The sequence below is a fragment of the Prevotella pallens genome (assembly GCF_900454935.1).
Lineage (GTDB): Bacteria > Bacteroidota > Bacteroidia > Bacteroidales > Bacteroidaceae > Prevotella > Prevotella pallens.
In genome coordinates, this window is the sequence record NZ_UGTP01000001.1 from 870,554 (window position 1) to 896,884 (window position 26,331).

Annotated in this window: 21 protein-coding genes; 17 read left to right on the top strand and 4 right to left on the bottom strand. The window is 39.4% G+C overall.

What is annotated here, in order from left to right; translation table 11 throughout:
* The first annotated feature begins 171 nt into the window (after positions 1 to 171).
* The 6 genes from DX009_RS03770 to DX009_RS03795 all read left to right on the top strand — a co-directional run bounded on the left by DX009_RS03770 (position 172) and on the right by DX009_RS03795 (position 7,802).
* Complete coding sequence (locus DX009_RS03770; protein ID WP_115083062.1) at positions 172 to 1,656, top strand: phosphohexomutase domain-containing protein; 1,485 nt, start codon at positions 172 to 174, stop codon at positions 1,654 to 1,656.
* An 8-nt stretch (positions 1,657 to 1,664) separates the two neighbouring features.
* Positions 1,665 to 2,237: a GNAT family N-acetyltransferase gene (locus DX009_RS03775; RefSeq protein ID WP_115083063.1), complete on the top strand. Its 573-nt coding sequence runs from the start codon at positions 1,665 to 1,667 to the stop codon at positions 2,235 to 2,237.
* A 36-nt stretch (positions 2,238 to 2,273) separates the two neighbouring features.
* The gene (locus DX009_RS03780) at positions 2,274 to 4,307 is read left to right on the top strand and encodes a TonB-dependent receptor (protein ID WP_115083064.1); all 2,034 of its coding nucleotides are present in this window, start codon (positions 2,274 to 2,276) and stop codon (positions 4,305 to 4,307) included.
* 15 nt (positions 4,308 to 4,322) lie between these two features.
* Complete coding sequence (locus DX009_RS03785; protein ID WP_245944577.1) at positions 4,323 to 5,441, top strand: YncE family protein; 1,119 nt, start codon at positions 4,323 to 4,325, stop codon at positions 5,439 to 5,441.
* Positions 5,442 to 5,452: 11 nt separating this feature from the next.
* Entirely contained in the window at positions 5,453 to 6,460 is a 1,008-nt protein-coding gene (locus DX009_RS03790) for a hypothetical protein (RefSeq protein ID WP_245944578.1), read from the top strand.
* 652 nt (positions 6,461 to 7,112) lie between these two features.
* On the top strand, positions 7,113 to 7,802 hold the full coding sequence (locus DX009_RS03795; RefSeq protein WP_115083065.1) for a hypothetical protein: 690 nt from the start codon (positions 7,113 to 7,115) through the stop codon (positions 7,800 to 7,802).
* 322 nt (positions 7,803 to 8,124) lie between these two features.
* On the opposite strand, the gene DX009_RS03800 is transcribed toward DX009_RS03795, so the two are convergent.
* Positions 8,125 to 8,634: a Dps family protein gene (locus DX009_RS03800; RefSeq protein ID WP_115083066.1), complete on the bottom strand. Its 510-nt coding sequence runs from the start codon at positions 8,632 to 8,634 to the stop codon at positions 8,125 to 8,127.
* A gap of 351 nt (positions 8,635 to 8,985) precedes the next feature.
* Positions 8,986 to 9,261 carry a 30S ribosomal protein S15 gene (rpsO, locus tag DX009_RS03805; RefSeq protein WP_006045277.1) on the bottom strand — a complete coding sequence of 92 codons (276 nt, stop codon included), beginning with the start codon at positions 9,259 to 9,261 and terminating at the stop codon, positions 8,986 to 8,988.
* Positions 9,262 to 9,467: 206 nt separating this feature from the next.
* Between rpsO and typA the strand changes: the two genes are divergently transcribed.
* Complete coding sequence (typA, locus tag DX009_RS03810; RefSeq protein WP_006045276.1) at positions 9,468 to 11,270, top strand: translational GTPase TypA; 1,803 nt, start codon at positions 9,468 to 9,470, stop codon at positions 11,268 to 11,270.
* Positions 11,271 to 11,381: 111 nt separating this feature from the next.
* Entirely contained in the window at positions 11,382 to 12,071 is a 690-nt protein-coding gene (locus DX009_RS03815) for a porin family protein (protein WP_115083067.1), read from the top strand.
* A gap of 695 nt (positions 12,072 to 12,766) precedes the next feature.
* On the opposite strand, the gene DX009_RS03820 is transcribed toward DX009_RS03815, so the two are convergent.
* Positions 12,767 to 14,428 (bottom strand): AMP-binding protein, encoded by a 1,662-nt coding sequence (locus tag DX009_RS03820; protein ID WP_115083068.1) that lies wholly within the window; start codon positions 14,426 to 14,428, stop codon positions 12,767 to 12,769.
* Between the two features lie 125 nt (positions 14,429 to 14,553).
* Complete coding sequence (locus DX009_RS03825; protein ID WP_115083808.1) at positions 14,554 to 15,801, bottom strand: ABC transporter permease; 1,248 nt, start codon at positions 15,799 to 15,801, stop codon at positions 14,554 to 14,556.
* 183 nt (positions 15,802 to 15,984) lie between these two features.
* Here DX009_RS03825 and DX009_RS03830 point away from each other — a divergent pair, with 183 nt between their 5' ends.
* From DX009_RS03830 to DX009_RS03870, 9 genes are all read left to right on the top strand, one after another.
* Positions 15,985 to 16,467 carry a DUF4494 domain-containing protein gene (locus DX009_RS03830; protein WP_115083069.1) on the top strand — a complete coding sequence of 161 codons (483 nt, stop codon included), beginning with the start codon at positions 15,985 to 15,987 and terminating at the stop codon, positions 16,465 to 16,467.
* A gap of 35 nt (positions 16,468 to 16,502) precedes the next feature.
* Complete coding sequence (locus DX009_RS03835; protein ID WP_115083070.1) at positions 16,503 to 17,174, top strand: YggS family pyridoxal phosphate-dependent enzyme; 672 nt, start codon at positions 16,503 to 16,505, stop codon at positions 17,172 to 17,174.
* A 54-nt stretch (positions 17,175 to 17,228) separates the two neighbouring features.
* Positions 17,229 to 18,809 (top strand): NAD(P)/FAD-dependent oxidoreductase, encoded by a 1,581-nt coding sequence (locus DX009_RS03840; RefSeq protein ID WP_115083071.1) that lies wholly within the window; start codon positions 17,229 to 17,231, stop codon positions 18,807 to 18,809.
* A 15-nt stretch (positions 18,810 to 18,824) separates the two neighbouring features.
* The gene (locus DX009_RS03845; protein WP_115083072.1) at positions 18,825 to 19,379 is read left to right on the top strand and encodes a DNA-3-methyladenine glycosylase I; all 555 of its coding nucleotides are present in this window, start codon (positions 18,825 to 18,827) and stop codon (positions 19,377 to 19,379) included.
* Positions 19,380 to 20,171: 792 nt separating this feature from the next.
* Positions 20,172 to 21,014, top strand: a complete 843-nt coding sequence (locus tag DX009_RS03850) for a hypothetical protein (protein WP_147278666.1) — start codon at positions 20,172 to 20,174, stop codon at positions 21,012 to 21,014.
* Between the two features lie 19 nt (positions 21,015 to 21,033).
* The gene (locus DX009_RS13500) at positions 21,034 to 21,867 is read left to right on the top strand and encodes a zinc ribbon domain-containing protein (RefSeq protein ID WP_115083074.1); all 834 of its coding nucleotides are present in this window, start codon (positions 21,034 to 21,036) and stop codon (positions 21,865 to 21,867) included.
* Positions 21,868 to 22,518: 651 nt separating this feature from the next.
* Complete coding sequence (locus tag DX009_RS03860; RefSeq protein WP_115083075.1) at positions 22,519 to 24,051, top strand: glycosyltransferase family 2 protein; 1,533 nt, start codon at positions 22,519 to 22,521, stop codon at positions 24,049 to 24,051.
* A 41-nt stretch (positions 24,052 to 24,092) separates the two neighbouring features.
* Positions 24,093 to 24,947, top strand: a complete 855-nt coding sequence (locus tag DX009_RS03865) for a DUF4922 domain-containing protein (RefSeq protein ID WP_245944579.1) — start codon at positions 24,093 to 24,095, stop codon at positions 24,945 to 24,947.
* 12 nt (positions 24,948 to 24,959) lie between these two features.
* The gene (locus DX009_RS03870) at positions 24,960 to 26,291 is read left to right on the top strand and encodes a SpoIID/LytB domain-containing protein (protein ID WP_115083077.1); all 1,332 of its coding nucleotides are present in this window, start codon (positions 24,960 to 24,962) and stop codon (positions 26,289 to 26,291) included.
* Positions 26,292 to 26,331: the final 40 nt, after the last annotated feature.

Sequence of the window (26,331 nt, forward strand, 5' to 3'; positions counted from 1 at the left end):
AAAGTTTGCTTATTTAGCAAACTTATTCAAATAGACTTAAAAGATAAGTTGTAAGAATTATGTAATAAGGAAAAAATAAGTACCTTTGTCCCGAAATGTAATAAGGAGATAGGACTTTAAGAATTTCTAAACACCTTTATTAATGTATAAGAACTATTTAAGATAAGACAAATGGACTGGAATAAACTGCAGAACGGCTCGGATATTAGAGGCGTAGCACTCGAAGGAATTGAGGGCGAAAGCGTAAATCTTACCAACGAAGTAACAACTGCTTTGGCACAAGCATTCGTTGCTTGGTTGGGCGAAAAGAATGGAAAGACGGCTCAAACAATAGCTGTTGGTAGCGATTCACGTATTTCCAGCCCTGCACTTTGTAAGGCCTTTGCCGATGGTGCAGCCGCTGCTGGTGCAACAGTGCTTAATTTTGGTATGGCTTCTACGCCAGCAATGTTCATGGCAACAGTAGATGAGCAGCTTCATGCAGACGGAGCTGTTATGGTAACAGCAAGCCATTTGCCTTGGAACAGAAACGGATTGAAGTTCTTTACAGCCAAAGGTGGATTGGAAAAAGCAGACATTGCACGCATCTTAGAGCTTGCACCACAGTTCATGGGTGCCGAAAAGAAAGGCAATGGAGAGGTAAAAGTCGTTGATTTTATGGCTACTTACTGCGACATACTCGCTAATTATATACGTCGTGGTGTGAATAATGGCGACCAACCATTGCAAGGTATGCATATCATAGTAGATGCAGGCAATGGTGCTGGTGGCTTTTTTGCTAACAAAGTGTTGAAGTCTTTGGGAGCCGATACCACAGGAAGTCAGTTCCTTGAGCCCGATGGTCATTTCCCAAACCATATCCCTAATCCCGAAAACAAAGAGGCAATGGCTTCTATTTGCAAAGCTGTTGTAGAACATAAAGCCGATTTAGGTATTATTTTCGATACTGATGTAGACCGCTCTGCAATTGTAGATAGAACAGGAAAGTCTATCAACCGCAATGCACTTATCGCATTGATATCAGCCGTAATATTGCGCGAACACCCTGGAAGTACTATCGTAACCGATTCAGTAACGTCAGACGGCTTGGCAAAGTTTATTGCCGACCGCAACGGAAAGCATCATCGCTTCCGCCGTGGATACAAGAATGTCATTAATGAATCGCTCCGTTTGAATGCGAACGGTGAAGAATCGTGGCTCGCAATAGAGACTTCTGGACACGCCGCACTACGCGAAAACTACTTCTTAGACGATGGAGCGTATCTCGTTGCAAAGCTTATTGTTGAGGCAGCATGTCTGCGCAAGGAAGGAAAAGAGCTTCAAGACCTTATTGCAGACCTACAACAACCTGTTGAAAGCAAGGAAATACGCTTTAAAATTGATACCAACGACTTCAAAGCATACGGCGAACAGGTGTTGGAACATATCAAGACAGCAGTTGAAAAAGAGTCTGATTGGCAGCTGGTATCGCCTAACCACGAAGGTGTGCGCATTGCTTGTAAAGGAGAAGAAGAGCAAGGTTGGTTCTTGCTTCGCCAGTCGTTGCACGACCCTGTGCTACCTTTGAACATTGAATCGAATGTAGAAGGAGGTGTCAATCGCATCACCGAGCGAGTTCTTAACTTGCTTTCCGACTTTAAAGCATTAAAGCAATAATATAAAAAATGAAGGTAAGAGTAGTATCGGCACGCCTTGAGCAGTCAGCAATCATAGCAGAAATGATAATGGAAGCTATGAATCATGAATGCTGTCAATGGTTTGCAGGACCACAACATACTTTAGACGACTTCTTCAATCTGATGAAAAAGCTCGTTGAACGTACCAATTCTCAATATTCTTACCTTAATACTCTTGTTGCCATCACGCCCGACAATAAAGTTGTAGGCGTATGTGTTAGCTACGATGGAAGTTTGTTACGCATACTTCGTAAGGCATTTATAGAAGGTGCAAAGGCAGCTTTCGGACGTGATTTCTCCGATATGCCTGACGAAACAGCGGCAGGCGAACTTTATATTGACTCGCTTTGTGTGAGTAAAGAGCATCGTGGTAAAGGCATAGCTAAGCTGTTGCTATGTGCAACTATAGAGAAAGGTAAACGCATGAACCTACCTACAGGACTGTTGGTAGATACAAATAACCCTAAAGCAGAAGCTCTTTACAACGCAGTAGGCTTTGTTTATAAAGACGATAACCAATGGGGCGGACATGCTATGCGCCACATGGTATATACATTATAATGAGTATGAAGTAACAGAAGAATTAAAATTGTAGTTATGAGATTATTGTCATTAACTTTACTTCTAGCCCTTGGAGTGGGCACAAAAGCAGAAACAACACAGAAAGATTCTATTCAAACGATAAAAGGAGTAGAAATAACAGCACGCTTAACACAGCGTGAAATCGTTCCAGCACAAAGCTTAAAGAATGCAGACCTGCAACGTCTCAATAGTCAGTCGGTGGCTGATGCTCTTCGATATTTCTCTGGTATTCAGCTAAAAGATTATGGTGGAGTAGGTGGTATAAAGACTGTGGATATCCGTAGTATGGGTACGCACCACTTAGGAATATTCTATGACGGCATAGAACTTGGTAATGCGCAGAATGGACAGATAGATCTTGGACAGTTCTCGCTTGACAATATCGATGAAATATCTCTTTACAACGGACAGAAAAGTGCTATCTTTCAACCTGCGTCCGACTTCGGTAATGCTGGTAGTGTGTATATTCGAACACGCAAACCTCGCTTCACTGATGGCAAGAACTATAATGTAAAGTTGAAAGCAAAGTATGGTTCGAGCGATTTGGTGCGCCTTTCTGCTTTGTGGGAACAACGTCTTTCGTCTGCTGTCTCTACTTCGCTGAATGCCGAACATCTTACTTCCAGTGGTAAATACAAGTTCAATTATCGCCGTGTAACGCCAAGTGGTGTTGTTGCCTACGACACAACAGCTGTCCGACAGAATGGTGATATACGAGCAGACCGTATAGATTTCAACGTAAATGGTATCTTACAGCGTGGTTATTGGAATACAAAAGTTTACTTCTACAATAGCCAACGTGGCATTCCTGGCGCTATTGTGAATAACGTTTGGCGTAGAGGTGAGCGACAAAGCGACCTCAACTTCTTTGTGCAGAATCGTTTTCAAAAGGATATTACCGACCGTTTCTCAACACAATGGTTGGCTAAATACGCCTTCTATCGTACGCATTATGTGAATAAAGACACTACACAGCTGCCTGCCGATAATCGTTTCTGGCAACAAGAGTTCTATCTTTCTTCTGCCAATGCTTACGAAATTCTACCCAATTGGAGTATTTCTGCAAGCTACGACTTTCGTTGGAACAAGCTAAATGCAGACACTTATCGTTTTGTTTTCCCTACACGTTTTTCTAATATGATAAGTCTTGCTACTGCTTTCGAAGCTCGTTTTATACGCATACAAGGGTCTGTGCTTGCTTCGTTTATACACGATAAACTCCACCCAACTACTCGTTTAATGCCAGGAATGAAAGCTACCGACAATATAACAAAGTTTACTCCAGCTCTCTTTATCGACTTTCCAATAATTGATAAAGCAACTAACGGAGCTTCTACAAAGCTTTCTGTACGAACATTTGCTAAGCGTAGCTTCCGTATGCCTACATTCAACGACCTTTATTACACTGATTTGGGAAACTCGAACCTAAAGCCAGAGAGCGCAACGCAGTACGATTTAGGAGTTGTTTTCAACAAGCAATATAATGGGCACTTGCTTAAGAACGTGCAGTTTCAGGCTGATGGCTACTATAATACTATTCACGATAAGATAATAGCATATCCAAAGGGACAACAATTCCGCTGGACAATGCTCAATTTAGGACGTGTTCATATTACGGGGATTGATGTAATGGGAGCAATAGCATTGCAACCTATTAACGATTTAGTAGTTACGGCACGCCTACAATACACTTATCAGGACGCACGCGATGTTACTAATGCATCTGATGTGTTCTATAAAGACCAAATTCCTTATATTCCGTACAACAGTGGCTCTGCTATTGTGAACCTTGCTTACCACAATTGGACCTTTAACTACAGTTTTATATATTCGGGCAAACGCTATAACCAGCAAGAAAATATACCCAACAATTATATGCAACCGTGGTATACAAGCGATGTAAGTTTGCAATACGACTTTAAAGCTTTTGGTACAAAGTGCAGAGCAATGCTGGAAGTAAACAATATACTTAACCAAAAGTACGATGTTATTCTCAATTATCCAATGCCAGGCATTAACGGTCTTGTTGGTTTACAAGTAGAATTATAATATAACAAACATACAATGATGAAGTTAAGATACGTTTTTTATAGCCTATTAATAGTTGTTTTGGCTGTTTCTTGTCGTGAAGACGATACCATTATCTATCCTTCTGAACATAGCATAGGCGATGTAACGCACACCAAATACGCAGGACTTTACGTTTTGAACGAAGGTAATATGGGTTCAAATAAGGCTACATTAGACTTCTTGGACTTAGATTCAGGAAAGTATTATCGCAATATTTATCCTTCGCGGAATCCAAATCAGATAAAAGAATTGGGCGATGTGGGCAACGATATCAAGATTTATGGCAACAGTTTGTGGCTTGTAATAAACCAATCTAATAAGGTTGAGGTTGCCAATGCACGTACAGCTGTAAGTAGAGGACACGTAGATATTCCAAACTGTCGCTATGTTGCATTTCAAGGGCGGTATGCTTACGTTAGTTCTTACGTAGGAAAGATAAGCGAAAAAAGTGTTTTGGGTGCTGTTTATAAGGTAGACACTGCCTCGTTGCAGATTGTTGATAAATGCACGGTGGGCTATCAGCCCGAAGAACTTGTAGTGCAAGATGGCAAAATATATGTTGCCAATAGTGGAGGCTACAATGGAATGTCGTCGTTAGGATACGACCGTACAGTGAGCATTATTGATTTAAACACCTTTACCGTAACTAAGACCATTGATGTTGGTATAAATCTGTTCCGTCTTCGTAGCGATAAATATGGGAAACTATGGGTTTCGTCACGTGGCGACTATGATAAGACACCTTCAAACCTCTATGTTCTTGACAACGACAAGGTAGAAAGCGAGCTGAATATAGAGGTAGACGGTTTCGATATGATAGGCGATTCGCTTGTAACATATACTAATTTGAATGGCAAACCATTATTTAAGGTTTTGGATATACGTACTCATAAAGTTGTGGACAGCAACTTCTTGAAGGTGCCAGAGAAGTTTCCGATAAAGATTGCTTATGGTTTAATGATTCATCCAATTACTGGAGACATCTTTGTTATGGATGCAACCAACTACGTTTCAAGCGGAAAACTATACTGTTTCGATAAAAATGGAAATTACAAATGGCATACGCAAACTGGTGATATACCAGGGCACGGATGCTTTTTATTAAGAAAATAAACAATATATACATGATGAAAAGACTTTATTTATCAATGGCATTCATGTCATTATCGGCACTTTTGAGTGCTCAAAACTCTCCTTATATAAAGGGAGTAGACGAGTATGTGCCCGCACCGGGACAGTTTGTAAACGAGTTACCTAAACTTACAGAGAACAATACACCCGAAACGGCAGCACAAGCGTGTACAAATGAAATTGCAGGAAAGCAGCAAGGTGGTCTTATAACATTGGGTGCTTATGGTGGATATATTACCTTTCACTTCGATCATCCTATTATAAATGTACAAGGAGCAGCCGATTTTATTGTCTATGGTAATTCTTTTGAGAATAGTTCAGAGCCAGGAATAGTAATGGTTATGAAGGATGTAAACGGCAACGGAAAGCCAGATGACACATGGTACGAGCTATCAGGAAGTGCCGATGTAGATAGTATTGGCAAGGTAAAATACAATTACGAAATTACTTATACGCCTAATCCGATGCAACCAATACCTTGGACCGATAACCAAGGAGGTAGCGGAACGATTGAGCGATTAACCTACCATACTCAAGAATATTACCCACTTTGGATAAAGAAACCGCTGACTTTTAAAGGAACTTTGCTTCCTTCTGGAAGCTATACTAACGAAAAAGGCTGGTGGGTTCAGCATGCTTTACGCTATGGTTATGTAGATAACTTGCCTAATGACCAGACCAAAGGCTTTAATATTGAGCATGCAGTTGATGCCGATAGAAAGCCTGTTAAGTTGGATCAGATAGACTTTGTACGCGTTTATTGTGCTGTAAACGACCAATGTCCTAAGCCTAATTGGACGGGAGAGCTTTCTACTGAAGTAAAAGGCGCAGAAGATTTACACCCCGAAGCAACAGCTATAGAGGCACCGCTTAACTCGAACGAAGAAACAACAGTTGTGGCTATTTACACCATCGAGGGTAAGAAAGTAACAGAAATGCAACACGGGCTAAACATTGTGAAGTTAGCAAACGGAAAAGTTCGAAAAGTATTAGTAAAGTAAGTAAGGCATAAACATTTCATAACGTAAACAGAAGACGGCAAGTGCTAATGCAGAATAGCAACTTGCCGTTTTTTATAATCTTATTTTTACGCACACAAATGTGTTTCCTCTTATCTATAGTCGCAAAGGAAACCATAAAATCAATGCATTTAGTATAGCAAAACCATAGCAGTGTAGCCATACAAACCTTAGTGTTAGAAATGGCGAAGCACACATTCGTAACACCCTCTTCAGTGTCTCGTTCTATTCTCTCTATAGTCTCACATCAATTTAATCGTAGTCAAATGGTTTTACTTACACGTAAGTAAAACTTTATTTACACGTAAGTAGAACTTTATTTACACGTAAGTAAAACTTTACTTACACGTAAATACTACTATCTGAGACTGATGAGAAAATAACGCAACCATACTTATAATGCCATTCGAACATAGTGTCAATCTTGTTTATCACATATCTTATAGAACCTATAATGCCTTATTCGGGATAAATTGTGAATAAAAAATAAAAGCAATACCCCTTTTAAATAAGTTTAAATTCAAAGCTGTATCTTTGCAATCAAATAAAAAAATCTGTTCAAAATGTACAGATTAAATATACGAACGAGTTAAAGAAACATTATTAACAAAAAACAAAAAACATTTAAAACAATATGAAGAAACTATTTTTAAGCTTATTAGCAGTGGGCTTCTTAGCCATTGCTCCAGCAACTTCATTAGCTTCTAACAGCAACATAGTAGCAACAAACTGCCCTAACGGTGGTAAAAAGGTAGACGCAAAAGCATTTACCAATAAACTTGTTAAGGAATTAAAACTCAACAAAAAGCAAGCAGCCGAGCTATTGAAACTTAACAACGAATATGCAGACATATTGGTTTGCCCAAAACAGAAGACCGATTGTAAGACAGCAGAAAGTTGTTGCAAGAAAAACGAAGCAAGTCATTGCGACAAGCAAACTAAGTCTGAATGCAAAGGCGAAGCAGGAAGTTGCTGCAAACAAGCTAAACCAGAATGCAAAAGCGAAGCAGCACAGTGCAACAAACAAGCACAAACCGAATGCAAAGGCGAAGCAGGAAATTGCTGCAAACAAGCTAAACCAGAATGCAAAAGCGAAGCAGCACAGTGCAACAAACAAGCACAAACCGGATGCGAAGGCGAAGCAGGAAATTGCTGCAAACAAGCTAAACCAGAATGCAAAGGCGAAGCAAACCATTGCGATAAGCAAGCAAAGGCTGAATGTCCAAAACGTATGTGCGAAATGAAGACTAAGCGTAATGCTTACCTTGAAGGCTTGAAGAAAATATTAACAGATAAGCAATATCAACAGTTTATGAAGATGTAAGACGTCAATAACGTTAATGAAACAAAACAAGCGGGTGCACCATAGTTTAACTCTTGTGGTGCACCCGCCTTGTTTATAATGCCTTCTTAATCTCTTTCAGTATTACAGCCCGTCTCGCTATATTTGGCATTTAAGTTTGTAGGCTAACGCTTTCCGCTGCCTTTCTAACTATTCATACTACGGCAGAACATTATTCGTTTAATAGTTTCAAAATACACCATCAACGCTTAAAGGCCGCTGTATCGCAAGCACTAGAAAACAAAAAAGAGAACGTATCCCAATAGATACATTCTCTTTATAATTAAATCTTAATGATTATTGCTTACTTAACTTCGCAACCGCATTCACTCTTATGGTGATTTTGAATAAAAGCGAGCAACATCCAAACAGTCTTCTCTTGTGCTGCAATGTAACCAGTCATAAGGTCAGCAGTAACATCATCGTGAGCATCGTTAGCTAAGTCAATAAGCTTACGCTCTTGTGCAATAAGATTCTTGAAGTAGCCTAATATGTCTTTCATACCTTCTTGACCACACTCAACTTCGTTAAGTTCTTTGATTGTTGCAATTTTTAAATACTCGCTGAACTTACTTTCAGGTATGCTACCAAGCTGAAGAAGGCGTTCAGCTATCTCGTCAACTTTCCCTGCAGCATCGTTGTATAGCTCTTCATACTTAGCGTGCAAAATAAAGAAACCATGTCCTTTCACGTTCCAATGAAGATTGCGGAGATTTGTATAGTAAATCTGGAAATCAGCCAATAACTGTGCAAGTCCTTTTCTAACTGCGTTAACCTTACTCTCTTCCAATCCTAAAATCTCTAAATTATTCATACTTTTTCCTTTCTAATTTAATTATTAGTTTCTAATTTAATTATTAGTTATCCGTCTAATTGTGATGCAAAGATAGATAAGATAAACTTACTCACCAAATGTTTTTATCTATATAATTATAGAATTAATCTATATTAACTTGTAAGATACGTATAATGAGAGCCTTATAATGCATAGAGAAAAAGATTTGTATTGTACTTTTTAGATGAGAAATACTATTTACTACATAGTATGATACTATTGATTAGATAGTATCACACTATTGATTACATTGTGTATATGAGCAGAGGCGATATAAAAAATCCCCACAAACAATAGTTGTTTATGGGGATTTGTATGTGTTTTGAAGCCTTACTTACGAAGACCAAGCTTCTTAATGATTGCACGATAACGCTCGATATCGCGTTTGTACAGATAATCAAGGAGTGAGCGACGCTTACCAACAAGGCGAGTGAGTGAACGAGTTGTAACGAAGTCTTTACGATTCTTCTTTACGTGTTCTGTTAAATGCTTAATGCGATAGGTAAACAATGCAATCTGGCTTTCTGCTGAACCAGTGTCTTCTGCCTTCTGTGCTTTGCCATATTGACCGAAGATTTCTACTTTCTTTTCTTTACTTAAATACATTTTAATTAATTGATTAATGTTGTTTGCAATTACATCATTCCATTGCGAAAGTCGCCTTAATCGTAACGAGTAGCAATGTCAAATGCATCGGTATTTCCGAAACTGCGCTGCAAAGTTACAACATTTTATTTGTTCCACAAGGCTTTTACGATTATTATTTGTAATTTTGCACCCACATTTCACTTAGGAATATTAAGATATAATAAATGCAAGATATAAGGAATATCGCAGTAATTGCGCACGTAGACCACGGTAAAACTACGTTGGTAGATAAGATGATGCTCGCTGGTAAACTCTTCCGTGATGGACAAAATAACAGCGACGAAGTGTTAGACTCCAATGACTTGGAGCGCGAACGAGGGATAACAATTCTTAGCAAAAATGTAAGTATCAATTGGAAGGGTACTAAGATTAATATACTTGATACGCCAGGACACTCCGATTTTGGTGGTGAAGTGGAGCGTGTATTGAATATGGCTGACGGCTGTTTGCTATTGGTAGATGCTTTTGAGGGACCAATGCCACAAACACGCTTTGTGCTTCAGAAGGCTTTACAACTTGGTTTGAAGCCTGTAGTTGTTGTAAATAAGGTAGACAAACCTAACTGTCGGCCCGAAGAAGTATACGAAATGGTGTTCGACCTTATGTGCGATTTGAATGCAACAGAAGACCAATTAGATTTTCCTGTTGTGTATGGCTCGGCTAAGAATGGTTGGATGGGAGCTGATTGGAAGACTCCAACCGATAATATTGATTATCTTTTAGACCTTATTATTAAGGCTATTCCTGCACCTGAGCAGTTAGAAGGTACACCGCAGATGCTTATTACATCGTTAGATTTCTCTAGTTACACAGGTAGAATTGCTGTGGGGCGTGTGCATCGTGGTACATTGAAAGATGGTCAGAATATTACTGTATGCCACAGAGATGGCAGTAAGGAACGTACAAAGATTAAAGAACTGCACACTTTTGAGGGTATGACGCACCGCAAGACCGATGCTGTTGAGTCTGGCGATATATGTGCAATTATTGGGTTGGAGCATTTTGAGATTGGCGATACCATTGCCGACTACGATAATCCAGAGGCTTTGCCACCAATTGCTGTGGACGAACCAACTATGAGTATGCTCTTCACTATTAACGATTCGCCTTTCTTCGGAAAGGAAGGCAAGTTCTGTACGTCGCGCCATATTAACGAGCGTCTTGAGAAAGAGCTTGAAAAGAACCTCGCTTTGCGTGTTGCACCTGTAGAGGGATATACAGACAGATGGCTTGTAAGTGGTCGTGGTGTGTTGCATCTTTCGGTTCTAATAGAGACAATGCGTCGTGAGGGGTACGAATTGCAGGTGGGACAGCCACAAGTAATATATAAGGAGATAGACGGACAGCGTTGCGAGCCTATCGAGGAGCTTACAATAAACGTTCCCGATGAATTTTCGAGCAAGATGATTGATATGGTAACGCGTCGTAAGGGCGAACTTTTAAGTATGAATACTGAGGGTAATCGTGTGAACATTATGTTTGAAATACCTTCGCGTGGTATAATGGGACTACGTACGAACGTGCTTACTGCAAGCCAGGGCGAGGCTATTATGGCACATCGTTTTAAGGAATATCAGCCTTTTAAGGGCGAGATTACTCGTCGTATCAATGGTTCTATGATTGCGATGGAGAATGGTACGGCATACGCTTACTCTATTGATAAATTGCAAGACCGTGGTAAGTTCTTTATCGACCCGGGAGAAGAAGTATATGGTGGGCAGGTTGTTGGAGAACACGTACACGACAACGACTTGGTTATAAACGTAACGAAGGCAAAGCAGCTTACCAATGTGCGTGCGTCGGGCTCTGATGATAAGGCACGTGTGATACCGAAAGTAGAGATGAGTCTTGAAGAGTGTATAGAATATATAAAGGTAGATGAGTATATTGAAGTAACGCCTAAGAACATTCGTATGCGTAAGATATTGCTCGACCACCTTGAGCGTAAGCGTGAGAATAAAGAATAAACATTTTTTTCTTCTTATACCTGATTGTTAAGTTGTAGAGCCGAAAAAAGTAAGCCTATAATATAATAATAAGGAGAAAAGGTCGTTTCATAAGTAAAATATAACAAACTTATGAGACGACTTTTTTTATTATTTTTATTTGTGCTCACCCTTTTTGGTGCACAGGCACAACCTAAGTGGGGAACGTGGTCGGTGGTACCACACGTTGGCGTTAGCTTTGCTAATCTAACCAATGATGCTATCGGTGTTGCAGATAACAGAATTTCGCATTCGCAGACGAGGATAGGTTTCTCGGGCGGTGCAGATGTGTATTACCAGCTGACAGACAAGTTGGCGCTGTCTGGTGGTGTTGCTTACACACAGGCTGGTTGCAACTTTAAAGATATTCCTGCCGATCTTAACGCAAAGCACGGCACTGTGTTTCATAATGCATATTTCAATTTGGGGTATGTTGATGTTCCACTGCTTGCTCACATTTATATATCAAAAGACTTGGCACTCTCTATAGGGTGTCAGCCATCTTTCCTTACAAAGGCTACATCGCACACTGAAATGCAAGACTATGAGACGGACGGGAAAGGTGGAATAAAGTACGATAAGAATGAAGTTAGTGAAGGCGATGTAAAGCATTGGTACAAGAAAACAGCCTTTGCGATACCTGTTGGCATAAGCTACGAATATGAGAACGTGATGCTGACGGCTCGCTACAACTTCGGGCTTTCAAATGTTTACGGGCACGACTTAGGCGATAGCAAAAACAGAATCATCACAGTGTCGGTAGGATACAAGTTCAATTTATAGAAGAATATAATTGCAGGCAAAGCTTGTATTTATAAGTAAGGCAAACTAGAACAATTCAAAAGCTGAACAGTATTATAAACGTTAATTTATTGATCCCTGTATAATGAGTTCGATGTTATATCGAGCTCATTTTTTTTGTTCATAGTTGATAGAGCATAGTGTTATTAAGGGGGGAAGATTATATTGCAATACAGCAACGCTATGATTTAAATATCTGTAATGAGTTTGGCTACCTTCTAACAAACGTTATGCTGATATATGTGTGCGAAACATTTCTCTTAGGTGCTGTAATAGTTTTATAGGCAACAAATAGTTTTATTTACGTGTAAGTAAAGTTTTACTTACGTGTAAATAAATAGCTACTTACGTGTAAGTAAAGTTTTACTTACGTGTAAATAAAACCATTTGATGCGTATGCAAATGGTGCGCATACATAGAGTAAATGAGAGAATGTTGTGAGAGAATTATTGCGTATTCGTGTTTCCGAGTTTTCTTTTCTCTGTGTATCGCTTTGTGTTTTGCGTTTTGTTGTGTTTTTCTTCTCGTGTTGTTTTGTTGAAAAAGTAGCCGATTAGTTTTGGTAAACAGGTTTCTTTCCAATGTATATACTAAAATATTAAGGAATGAATGGCATAAAAAAATCCTCTTCTAACCGTGTGGTCGAAGAGGATTTTTAATATCGTAGCTACCAAATATTATTTGTATAAGTAGCGTTTAATAGAGCGTTTTGGCGTTTTTATAAACTCCTCGTTCAACAGTTCTATATCTGTAAGTTTGCAATAAGCAGGCATCTGTTCGTTCAGTTGCTTTCTATTCTCCTCCATTAAGTTTTTAATATCCGCCTCGTTTAGCCCAAGTTCTTTCGCTTCTTCAAGGTCAGGATAAACCAACCCAACGAGTTTATCGCCACGTTGCACCACAAGACATTCGCTAACAAGTGGCAGAGAGCTAAGTTTGTCTTCAATTTCTTCGGGGTAGATGTTCTGCCCGTTGCTACCCAAAAGCATATTTTTAGAACGCCCCTTAATGTAAACGTTGTTGTCGGAGTCCATAGTACCAAGATCGCCAGTATGGAACCAGCCATCAGCATCAAGCACTTGGCGGGTGGCTTCATCGTTCTTGTAATATCCCAATAGCACATTTGGTCCTTTCGTAAGTATCTCGCCTGGTACATTTTCAGGGTCCGGACTATCTATGCGCACTTCTTGGTGTAATGCAGGTTGCCCACACGATGTTGGCACAAATGTTTTCCAATCTCGATAGCAAATAATAGGGGCACACTCTGTAGCGCCATAACCAACCGTAAATGGAAAGTTAATATCTTTCAAGAAGTTTTCTATTTCTCGGTTCAAAGCAGCTCCGCCTATAATAATTTCGTAGATATTGCCACCGAAAGCTTGTTTCACCTGTTCGCAAATTTTCTCTTTCACCTTCTTGTGTATTACAGGAGTGTTCAGCAAGAGCTTCATTCGGCTATTCTGAATTTTAGGGAACACACGTTTGCGTATAATCTTTTCTATTATGAGAGGTACGGCTATCATTAGCACCGGTTTAATTTCTGCAAGCGCTTGTGCAATGATAGCAGGCGATGGCATACGTGTTAGGTAGAAAATATGGGCACCAGATATAAACTCAAATATGAGTTCGAAAGCCATACCATACATGTGAGCCATAGGTAAAATGCTAATAATGTGGCTGCCCGGCTTAATCATAGAACCTAATACACTTCGTGCGAAGTCGGCATTGCTCCACATTGCGCGATAAGGAATCATTACTCCTTTCGAATTTCCAGTAGTTCCACTAGTATAATTGATAAGCGCTAATTCATCGGGACTTTGTTCACGGTAGTAGCGAACATGCTCGGCACGGAAGTATTTTGGATATTTCTTGCCAAACATTTCGTTTAGATGTTCGCGTGCAAACGTTAATTTCTCCGTTCGGCTTAGAATCAAAGAGAGGTCGGGAAGATAGAATATACCTTCGAGTGCAGGCATTTTCGTATTGTCAATCTCTGTTGCAACTACATCGCCAACAAATAGAATTTTCGCTTCGGAGTGGTTTACAATGTTGTGTATTTGTTCTGGTGTAAACTCGTGCAGAATAGGAACCGCTACAGCTCCGTATGTAAGAGTAGCCAAAAAGGCAGCAGCCCACATAGAAGAATTGCGTCCACAAAGAGCAATCTTATCGCCCTTTTGTACACCACTAGCTTCAAACATAATGTGAATTTTCTCTATTTTACGAGCCACGTCATGATATTGAAGCGTCTTTCCTTTATAATCTGTTAAAGCATCACTATCCCAATGATTAATGATACTCTTCTCTATTAATTCGTTAAAACTTGGAAATTGTTGCATTGTAAGTGTTTTTAGACGCTGCAAAGATATTCATTTTCTTGCACACTCCAAAAATATTTGTGCAATAATTGTACTTTTATGCTTTATCTGTGCAATACTTTCACTACAATAGATACAAATTCTTACTATTCGTAATGCATCGTTTTAGCTGGGTGAATATGGCTAATTAAGTAGCTTGGCGCAATAAGAACGAATACACATATTAGCAGAGTGGCAATGTTTAAAGCTATTATAAGTAGTACATTCAATTCTATTGGAACAGTGCTAACATAGTATGTCTTAGGGTCGAGCGTAACCAGTCCGGTATATTTTTGCAAGAATACTAGTCCTAAACCAATAATATTGCCCCACAGCAATCCTTTTCCAATAATGAAAGTAGCAAACCATAGGAAGATGTGGCGTATCTGAGTGTTCTTTGTTCCCATTGCTTTCAAAATACCAATCATTTGTGTTCGCTCTAAAATAATAATGAGCAATCCAGATATCATAGTTACTCCTGCAACCGAAACCATAAGCGCAAGAATTATCCAAACATTTAAATCCATAAGGTCAAGCCACGAGAATATTTGTGGATTTTGTTCTACTACCGTAGCAACAGAATAGCTATTGCCATATCGATCGGTTTTTCCCTTAACCTTATTCAATATGTTTAAGGCAATAGCATCAAGAAGTTCAAAATTGTTTACTTGCACTTCTGCTCCGCTACATTGGTCAGATTGCCAGCCATTCAGCTTATTTGTGGTATACAAGTCGGTGAAACAAATCTGCGAATCGAACTGTTTTAAGTTGGTTTCGTAGATACCCGAAATAGTAAAACGGCGAGTACGCACTCCCTGTTCGTTTACAAAATAGGCATAAATCTTATTGCCTACATTTAAATTAAGCTTCTCAGCAATGGTTTTAGATATTAGTATTTTCTGTCCACTTTGTGTATCAGAGAACACAGGAATACTACCAGCAACCATATTCTGATGTATAAAAGTAGAATCGAAGTCGCTCCCAATTCCTTTTAAGACTATGCCTAAGAAATCGTCATCGGTTTTTAAAATCCCTTGCGTATATGTATAACGTTGAACGTGCTGCACATTTGGAGTAGCCAATAGCATTCGCTTTAAACTGTCGTTTACTACTATTGGATAATTTTCTGAGCGTTGCAGAGAGTTAAAATTAGCTACTGTGATGTGGCTACCAAAACCAATAACCTTATTGCGAATAGTATGTTTAAAGCCAAGAACGACACAAACAGACACAATCATAACGGCAAGACCAATTGCAATGCCAAGTGTGGCGATACGAATGGCAGGTTTAGACACTTTTCTGCCTCGATCTTCGTTGCCATTTATCTTTCGTGCTATAAATAAAGGGAAGTTCATTTGCTTATATTCTATTGTTTTTTGTTTACTAAACGATTGCAAAGATAGAACTTTTTTTCCTTTTAATGGCATTTATAATATATCAAACCAGACTTTTTTACTACTTTTGCATTCAAGTATAAACGATATGGTTCACTCTTTGCGGTTACGCTTTAGAGAGCCCGATAAATAACAAATAAGACAATGAGAAGCAAAACTACTTCTTGGTTTGAGACCAAGGTGCGTTACGATAAGACTATGGAAGATGGTCAAAACAAAAAGGTTACGGAGGCATATACAGTGGAAGCGCTAAGCTTTTCTGAAGCAGAAAGCGCTATAACAAAGGAGATGTCGCACTATATCAGCGGTGAATTTGATGTAAAAGCTATTACTCCTGCAGCTTATGGAGAGATTTTCTTTAGCGATGCCGATAACGACGATAAATGGTTCAAGGCTCGTTTGGCATTCATTACCATTGATGAAAAGACTGAAAAAGAGAAGCGTTCTACTATAACATACCTTGTTCAAGCTCACTCTGTCAATGGAGCTGTAAAACATGTAGACGAGGTTATGGGCAAAACAATGATTGATTACGACATTGTTTCCATTGCCGATACAAAGATTATGGACGTGTTTGAGCATAAAGCAGCATCGCAGGCAGCAGATGCAAAGCCTGAATACGAATAATAAAGAAGCACAGAATACCATAAAACAACTGAACTATGTACGATGTAGCAACAAACTTACACAAAGTAAAAGATAGCTTACCCGATGGCGTTCGTTTAATTGCCATCAGTAAATATCATCCTAACGAATACATTGAAGCAGCCTATAATGAAGGGCAGCGTATGTTTGGTGAAAGCCACGAACAGGAGCTTTCCGCTAAAGAAAAGACACTACCCAACGACATTGAATGGCACTTCATAGGGCATTTGCAATCCAATAAGGTGAAGTACATTGCTCCTTACATCTCTATGATTGAGGCTGTGGATACCCTTAAATTGCTGAAAGAAATCAACAAACAGGCTGCAAAGCATAACCGCATCATCAATGTCTTATTGGAATTGCACATCGCTGAAGAGGATTCTAAGTATGGATTTAGCATCGACGATTGCCGAAAGCTATTGGAAGAAGGCGAATGGCGTGAACTAAAAAATGTGCATATATCAGGCTTAATGATGATGGCGTCGAACACAGACGATACTGAACAAATTAGAAAAGAAATGACTTTGGCTGCCAATTTCTTCGATGAAGTGAAAGCTAAGTACTTTGCCGACGACCCAGAATTTAAGGAACGGTCGTGGGGAATGAGCAGCGATTACGAGATAGCAATAGACTGTCGCAGTACGATGATTAGAGTTGGAACCGCTATTTTTGGTCCTCGAGTGTACTAATTGCTTATCTTGCGAACAACAACACCCCTTTTAAAACCAACCCCCAACTGAATTATGATACAAGAATATCAAGTACGTGTAGTACCTCAAGTGGCATATAACGAGGAGAATATAAAAGCGTTTATAGCAAAAGACAAAGGTATTGATGCACGCACTATCAACCATGTGCGCACTTTGAAACGCTCTATTGATGCTCGACACCGTGATATTTTTGTAAACTTAAAGGTTCGAGTCTATATCAACGAGGTGCCTCACGACGATGAATACATAAAGACCGAATATCCCGATGTAAGTCATTCGCCTCGTGTTATCGTTGTAGGAGCAGGTCCAGGTGGACTATTTGCAGCATTGAAACTGGTGGAATTAGGTTTGCGCCCCATTGTTTTAGAACGTGGAAAAGATGTGCGCGAACGCAAAAAAGACCTTGCAAATATATCTCGCACCCATACTATTGACCCTGAATCAAACTACTGTTTCGGCGAAGGAGGTGCAGGAGCATATTCCGATGGTAAGCTTTATACACGCAGTAAGAAGCGTGGTTCGGTAGAGAAAATACTCAATGTGTTCTGCCAACATGGTGCTTCTACAAGTATTCTTGCTGACGCTCACCCACATATTGGTACCGACAAGTTACCAAAAGTGATTGAAAATATGCGCAATACTATTATTGCTTGTGGCGGAGAAGTGCACTTTCAAACCAAAATGGTAGCATTAGAAACCGACGGCAACGAAGTTGTTGGGGTAAAAGCTGTATCTTCTTATGAGGGAGGACAACAAGAAAAGACATTCAAAGGTCCTGTTATTCTTGCCACAGGACACTCGGCACGCGATGTTTATCAGCACTTTCAAGAAACTAATATCGAAATGGAAGCGAAGGGAATTGCCGTTGGTGTGCGTTTGGAGCACCCTTCTGAACTCATCGACCAAATACAATACCACAACAAAAATGGTCGTGGTGAATATCTACCAGCCGCCGAATACGCTTTCGTAACGCAGGTAGAAGGGCGTGGCGTCTATTCTTTCTGTATGTGTCCGGGTGGTTTTGTTATTCCTTCGGCTACTGGTCCCCAACAGATTGTAACCAATGGTATGAGCCCAGCTAACCGCGGAACAAAGTGGTCGAATGCTGGAATGCTGGTTCAAATCAACCCAGAAGACATCGAAGGCGACGACTTATTGCGCATGATGCACTTTCAAGAGCAATTAGAAAAAGATACTTGGCAACAGGGAAACATGCGCCAAACAGCTCCTGCACAACGTATGTCAGACTTTGTAAACAAGCGTTTGTCGTACGATTTACCTAAATCGAGCTATGCACCAGGACTCATTTCTAGTCCGTTACACTTTTGGTTGCCCGACAATATAACCTCTCGCTTGCAGCAAGCATTTAAGAATTTCGGTAAGCAAGCGCATGGTTTCCTTACCAACGAGGCTGTGATGATTGCTACAGAAACACGCACCAGTTCGCCCGTACGCATTCTTCGCGATCACGAAACTTTTATGCACGTGCGCCTTCAAGGCTTATTTCCTTGTGGCGAAGGTGCTGGATATGCAGGTGGAATCGTCAGTGCGGGCATCGATGGAGAACGTTGTGCCGAAATGGCAAATGCTTATTTATCTCGCCTTCAGCAATAAAATACTCCGTAAAATATGGCACGATGCGCTTGGGCTGATACACATCCGCTACTTCAAAAATACCACGACAAACATTGGGGCGTACCTGTTCACGACGATAAAGTACTCTTTATGTACCTTATAATGGAATGTATGTCGTGTGGATTATCGTGGTTGCTGATGCTAAAAAAGCAAGAAATATTTCGCATTTGCTTTGCTAACTTCGACTTTAAACAAGTAGCTCGCTTCACAGCCGCCGATGTTCAGCACATTCTTAATACTGAAAGTATGCTGAAAAGCCAACGCAAAATAGAAGCAATGATTGCCAATGCACAAGCTTTTCTTCGCATTATCGAAGAGTTTGGCTCCTTCAACGAGTATATATGGCAATTCTCTAAGGGTAAGACTTTGGTTTATCCCTCTCACCAAAAACGCCTTTGCACACGCAACGCATTGAGCGATAAGGTGGCTAAAGATATGAAAAAGCGTGGCTTTAAATATGTTGGTTCGGTTATTATATATAGCTACTTGCAGGGCATAGGTATCATAAACGACCACCAAGCCGATTGCGATTGTTACAATCGGAAATAGCTTTACTTTGTAAAGATACTTCTCTTAAAAAGAGATAACCATACTTTGACTTTGTAAAAACGGTTCTTTTGCAAGGTAAAAACCATACTTTTGCAACACAAAAACCACACTTTTGAGCGGCAAAAACCACACTTTTGCAATACGTTGATAAATAGATAGTTACATAATAGATACGCTTGTAAAAAATATTTACACCTTTACATTCTTTCTCACCTAATTATAATAAGGTGTAAAGGCAATGTGAGGTAGGACTTGTATAAGTGTTTTTTCTTAGCAAAAGCAGGCTTGTGGGTAACAATAGTGCAAGATAAACATTAAAATAAGAACTTGTCAGAATGTGAGTTTGGTATAAGCATTATGCAATAAGCCTGCTTTTAATTGCAAATATACTAATTGGAAGTAATTTTACAAACCTATACCATTAAATCAGTTATAGTTTTGTATTATAGAGAAAAATACTTAACTTTGTACCGTTGGTGTTATAATAGCACCACAAATTAACTTTGCGGGTAAGAATTAGCATTTGTGCTATCTAATGAACTTCTCAGAAACTTAGGACACTTCTTGAAGAATTACAGTTCAACGTTAGGTACTATAAATGTCTATGCTCTATATGGGCATGGGCAGGAGTATCTTGAACTGTATGCATGTCCTAAGGCATTTGAGAAGAGGTATGACGATTGTCCATGCTTTTTTATGCCTAATTAATTAAAAAACTAACTTATTTATATCATTATGGGAGACAATAACCAAATGAAAACTTGCCCATATTGCGGAAATAGCATACGTTATGTGGCAAAGAAATGTAGATTTTGTGGTGAATGGTTAGATGAAGAACAGAGAAATATTCATCAAAAACCAGTTCCAAACCTTGTAAGTGGAGAAGCAAAAGAACTTGAAGAAACGTCAAAACAAGAAATATATCAAACAAATAAGGAAACAGAAGAGCACGTAAAACATAGTCACAAAAATGTTAATGGCTTATTAGGCACAAGGAAATTAATCGGTTGTTTTGGAGTTGGGCTTCTTGTTGTCGTTATTTTTGCTATAATTTGTGGGCTATCGGGGGAGACGTCCACTCCGAAAAAGGAAATCGATGAAAGCCTTTATACAGACAGCTCCACTGCATTGTCAGAAGCAGAACAGCTGCTATCTGATGATACAACTGAAACTACTGTTGAAGATAATGGCTTTGAAGATGTAGAAGCAAAGATAGAACTGCATGTGATATATAAAGATATTTTTGCTCATCTTGAGGAAGAAGATAGATTGATAAAGAAGTATTTTACAAATGATTTTCAGGAAATATGGCAACGTGTAAAAAGGTATGATGCCGTTAACCATAAAGGCGAAATAGGTTGTATTGACTATAATATATTTACACAAGACCAAGACCCTAACAGTAAAGATTATATAGAAGTACAAAACGTTGTACTTTCTAAAAATGAAAAGGGGAAGTTAAAGGCAACTGCTAAGGTGGAAATAATAGATCCTGCAGGTCCTATACATAAAGAAGTAGATATTATTCTGATGAAAAAAGGCTCAAAATGGCGTATTGACGATATTGTTAGTATAAATGGAGGGTCTTTGAAATCTACAATGAAAAATTATCTTATTAACGATCCAAATTATTGAATTAAATAAAAATATTACTATGGAAGAAATTATTGGTTCTATGTTTATGGGCTTATTGCTTTTGGTTATTTACGCAATTGCTGTTACGGTTATTGGCTTTTTCTTTAGTCATGTATTCAATAAGAAGTATCCAAACCTAAGTGCTGGCTGGATTATGGCACTCCCAACCCTTCATATTGTCAATGGAGTTGGATTGTTTTGGGTAGTAATGTATATTGTTTATGGGTTTGCATTCGCACCAAGTGTTGAACATAAAATAGGGGACGAGATAGTTGGTCATTTTTTTATTTCTTTTTTAGCTTTATTGTTCGTGGCTATTACTACGGTCTTATTGATATATCGAGGATTAAACTTCACAAAAACAAGTTATAAGAAACTTAAAAAGAGCTCAATAATAGCAACATTTATTGTAGTTATTACTACGCTGATTTGCTTGATTTTTGACATTTTTGCGAGTTTAGAAGTCTTTGTATTCTTCTTGACATCTCATGGTACGATAATCGCATTAATAGTTTATGTCCAACTAAAGTATAACGAACAACTGCAACAAATGTATGCAACTACCGATGGTGAAACTTATGAGCATACTGTTTACAATGGAGTAAGAAATATTTCCAAGAGTTTGAGCTCGCTTATACCTAATGTTTCTCTATCGTCTAAACAAGATATAAAGAACTGTCCTTACTGCGGAGAGAAGATTTTAGCTGTTGCTGTAAAATGTAAGCATTGTGGAGAATGGTTGCCAAAGGAGCAAGAGGTTAAGAAGAAATTAATACCTTGTTCTGTATGTGGAGAGGAAATAGAGGAGGGAACTCGAATATGTCCATATTGCAATGAAGAAGTAAACCAATAGTTAGTTGTTTTGTTCAGATACAAAATGTTGTAGGTAAGTCATTGAATATACAAAATATCTCTATAAAATAGTATAAGTCATAGGAATGAATATTTGCTTGTAATCATTTAATTATTATTCATAAGGTTACAAAAGAAATGCCATTCCTATGACTTTTCTTATATTGAATTTACATTGAAAACACCTTTGACTTTGTAAAGATACTTCTCTTAAAAAGAGATAACCATACTTTGACTTTGCAAAAACGGTTCTTTTGCAAGGTAAAAACCATACTTTTGCAACACAAAAACCACACTTTTGCAATACGTTGATAAATAGATGGTTATATAAAGAATATATTTGTAAAAAATATTTACACTTTTATGATTTCTCTCCCCTTACATTATATATAGTAGAACCTCCATATTAGAAAGTTCATACCTGAGTTTATGCAGGGTAAAGAGAATTTCAGTGAAAAGCCATAACACCTCTACTATATTTTATTTGTACTGATATTCAACAGAATTTTAACCGTTTCTTTCGTCTATCTCACTCCTTTTCGTTATCTTTGCATAAGATAGGCAGCACTCGATAAACTAAGAGTGAACTCTCTTTTATACTCGTTTGCACTATCTTTGCATAAGATTATCTTACTCGAAAACAACCAACCTAATGGATATAAAGAATAAAATAGATTGCTTTGTTCCTTGCGATAACGCTCAGCAAGCACAACAATATGCAACGCAATTCATAAACGAAAACGAAGTGGCAAAGGTTTTTATGCTCACTTCCGACAGTACGAACGTTAGCGAAAAAACGGCTGAAAGCATTGGCTACATACAAGTTGGAAACATTCTTTCTACGGAAACAATGTTGAAAATGGCACAAAATGCTACTACCGACTATGTGCTTTTCTATATGAAAACTTCGCCCATAACTCTGGGTTACCACGCTTTAACACGCCTTGTGCATGTCGCTACCGACACAAAGGCAGCCTTAACCTATGCCGACCGCTATTCTGTTGAAGCAGGAAAAGTGGTTCGCCACCCTGTTATCGACTATCAGGCAGGTAGCCTTCGCGACGATTTCGATTTTGGTTCGTTGGTTCTCATTAATGCAAAGATGCTTCGTGAATATGCTGAACAAACAGAAAAGGCTGGCTATAAGTTTGCTGGTTGGTATGATTTGCGCTTGTATTTAAGTAGAAAAGGTAAGATTTTCCACTTAGACGAATACCTTTATACAGAAGAGGAAGACGACTTACGCAGAAGCGGAGAAAAGCAATTCGACTATGTTAATCCTCGCAATCGTGAGGTACAAATAGAGATGGAACGCGCTGCAACAGCTCATTTGTATGCTGTTGGTGGACTGGTTGATACTAAGAAGTATAGACAACCCGACTTTACAAGTGGTAATTTTGCTGTTGAGGCTACTGTTGTTATCCCCGTTTTCAATCGTGAAAAGACCATTCGCGACGCTGTTTCGTCGGCTTTAGCACAGAAAACCAACTTTAAATACAATGTTATTGTTGTAGACAATCATTCATCTGATAGGACAACAGAGATACTTTCGGAGATTGCTAAGGCAGATAATAGGTTGCTACACCTTGTTCCTAATCGCTCCGACCTTGGTATTGGAGGTTGTTGGAACTATGCTGTGAACTGTGAACATTGTGGTAGATTTGCCGTACAACTGGACAGTGATGACCTCTATTCATCTGAACAGACGTTGCAAAAGATTGTTGATGCCTTCCACGAACAGCAAGCAGCAATGATAATAGGCTCGTATCGTATGTGCGATTTCGACCTTAACACACTCCCTCCGGGGTTGATTGACCACGCAGAATGGACAGAAGACAACGGCTGCAACAATGCGCTTCGCATCAACGGCTTAGGTGCACCACGCGCATTCTATACTCCTTTGGCGCGTGAAGTACAGTTTCCAAACACCAGTTACGGCGAAGACTACGCCATGGGCTTGGCTTTTAGCCGTCAATTCCGTATCGGGCGCATTTACGAAGAACTATATTTGTGCCGTCGTTGGGGCGGAAACAGCGATGCAGCGTTAAGTATTGACCGTGTAAACGCAAACAATTTGTACAAAGATCGCCTACGAACAATAGAACTAATAGCACGTCAGCAACTCAACAAACAAGGCGAAGAGGAGGGCGCAAAAGGTTTAGAGCCTTTTTTTACAGCCAACTGAACCAGTGGAAAGATACCCAAAAGCGGTTCAGTGATTTACGTTTGGTGAAGACAAAGCGGTTAGATGGAGGCTTAAAACTACAATTCAACCCTGCAAGAATGGTGAGTACAGGGGCAAAGATAGATAAGGCAACCATTGCAAAGCGTCCTTGCTTCCTTTGCAAAGATAATCGTCCGCAGGTGCAAATAAGTCTTCCGTTTGGTGAAGAGTTCGATATATTGGTGAATCCTTTCCCCATTTTGCCTGTCCATTTCACCATTGCGGCACGTCAACATCAGCTTCAGCTTATACAAAAGCATTATGCTGACTTGCAAAAACTTAGCGATGAATATCCAAAACTTATGTTCTTCTACAACGGTCCTAAGTGTGGCGCAAGTGCACCAGACCATCTTCACTTCCAAGGAGGCACAAGTGGCATGCTACCAATACAGGAAATGTGGAGCAAACTCGATGCTACTGCACAACCGTTATTAAGAATAAATGAGGTGGAAGGTATATTTGAGATTGTCAACTTTGCCTACCCTGCCATTGCAATCAAAAGCCGTAGCGTTGAAAACGGTGTAAAATTGTTCAGTATAGTGTACAATTCGCTGCCTCAACAGGCTGACGAGGTGGAACCAATGATGAACATTGTTGTATGGAAAGAGGGTTTAGACACAGTGTCTGTTATATTTCCACGACGCAAACACCGCCCAGATTGCTATTCAAAGGAGGGCAACGAACAATATTTAATAAGTCCAGGCGCATTGGATATGGGCGGTTTGCTTATTCTTCCACGCCAAACCGACTTTGAAAGAATAGACGAAAAGCTTTTATTAAAGGTTATGCAAGAAATCGTTTTGCCCGCTGAAACGATGCAGGAAGTAACTGAAAAGATAAGAAATAAAGGAGAATAACAATAAAGAAGAATGGAAACGAGTAATATAAAAAAGGAACCAATCGTTTCAGTAGGTATTGTTAGCGCAAGCAAATTGTGCTTTTCACTGAATGCGCCCTATACCGTTTGCAGCTTAGAACAATGTGGTAAGCAGGTTGTAGAACTATCAGAAGGTCGTATTCTATGGGAAAACAACTTCTACGATGAACTCCTTTTCGAACCAAATGATGCTCAATCGTCGTTTACACTCGAAGATGTTACCATCGGAGTAAACTTCCATTGGGAGCGAAAAGAAGCACAAACATTCTTAGGGAAGTTGCGTTTTATAGTAGAAAACAACAATATCTGCGCCATCAACGAACTTCCAGTTGAGACTTATCTTATCAGTGTAATCTCTTCAGAAATGCGTGCTACATCGTCGTTGGAACTATTAAAAGCCCACGCTGTTATATCGCGTAGTTGGCTTTTGGCACAAATGGAACAACGAAAAGCAGAAAACAACAACGCAGTAAAGCAACCTTCGCTATTCAAAACAGACGAAGAGATAGTGCGTTGGTACGATCGCGAAGACCACAAACACTTTGATGTGTGTGCCGATGACCATTGTCAGCGTTATCAAGGTATAACAAAAGCTGCCAATAAACATGTTGTAGAGGCTATTAAACAGACAGCAGGAGAGATACTAACAAGCCGTGGCGAGATTTGCGATGCACGGTATAGCAAGTGTTGTGGTGGTGCAGTTGAAGAGTTTCAATATTGCTGGGAGAATATAAGAAAGCCTTATCTGCAGGCTCTTCCCGATACAATGCCCGATACAACGTCTCTACCCAATCTTACCAACGAGGCAGTTGCACGTCAGTGGATACTATCATCGCCCAATGCTTTCTGCAATACAACCGACCAAAAGGTACTATCTCAGGTACTAAACGATTTCGATCAAGAAACAACAGACTTCTATCGGTGGATTCAAATCTACTCGCAAGCAGAAGTAAAGCAGCTCTTAGAAGAAAAACTGGCAATGCAGTTTGGCGATATTATTGACCTGATTCCTATGGAAAGAGGTAAGAGCGGGCGCATTTACAGACTTAAAATAATAGGTACACAACGTACACTCATCATTGGAAAAGAGCTTGAAATAAGGCGTGCACTTAGCAAAAGCCACCTATACAGTTCGGCATTCGTTGTTGAAAAGGTAGATATAAAAGATGGAGTGCCACAGCAATTTGTTATAAAAGGGGCTGGCTGGGGACACGGAGTAGGACTTTGTCAGATTGGAGCTGCTATGATGGGAGTGCAAGGATATCGCTACGATGAGATTTTACTACACTATTATAAAAGTGCTGAAATAACAAAAGCATACTAATACAGAGACGTCAGCAATGCGATACGTATAAGTTAGCAAA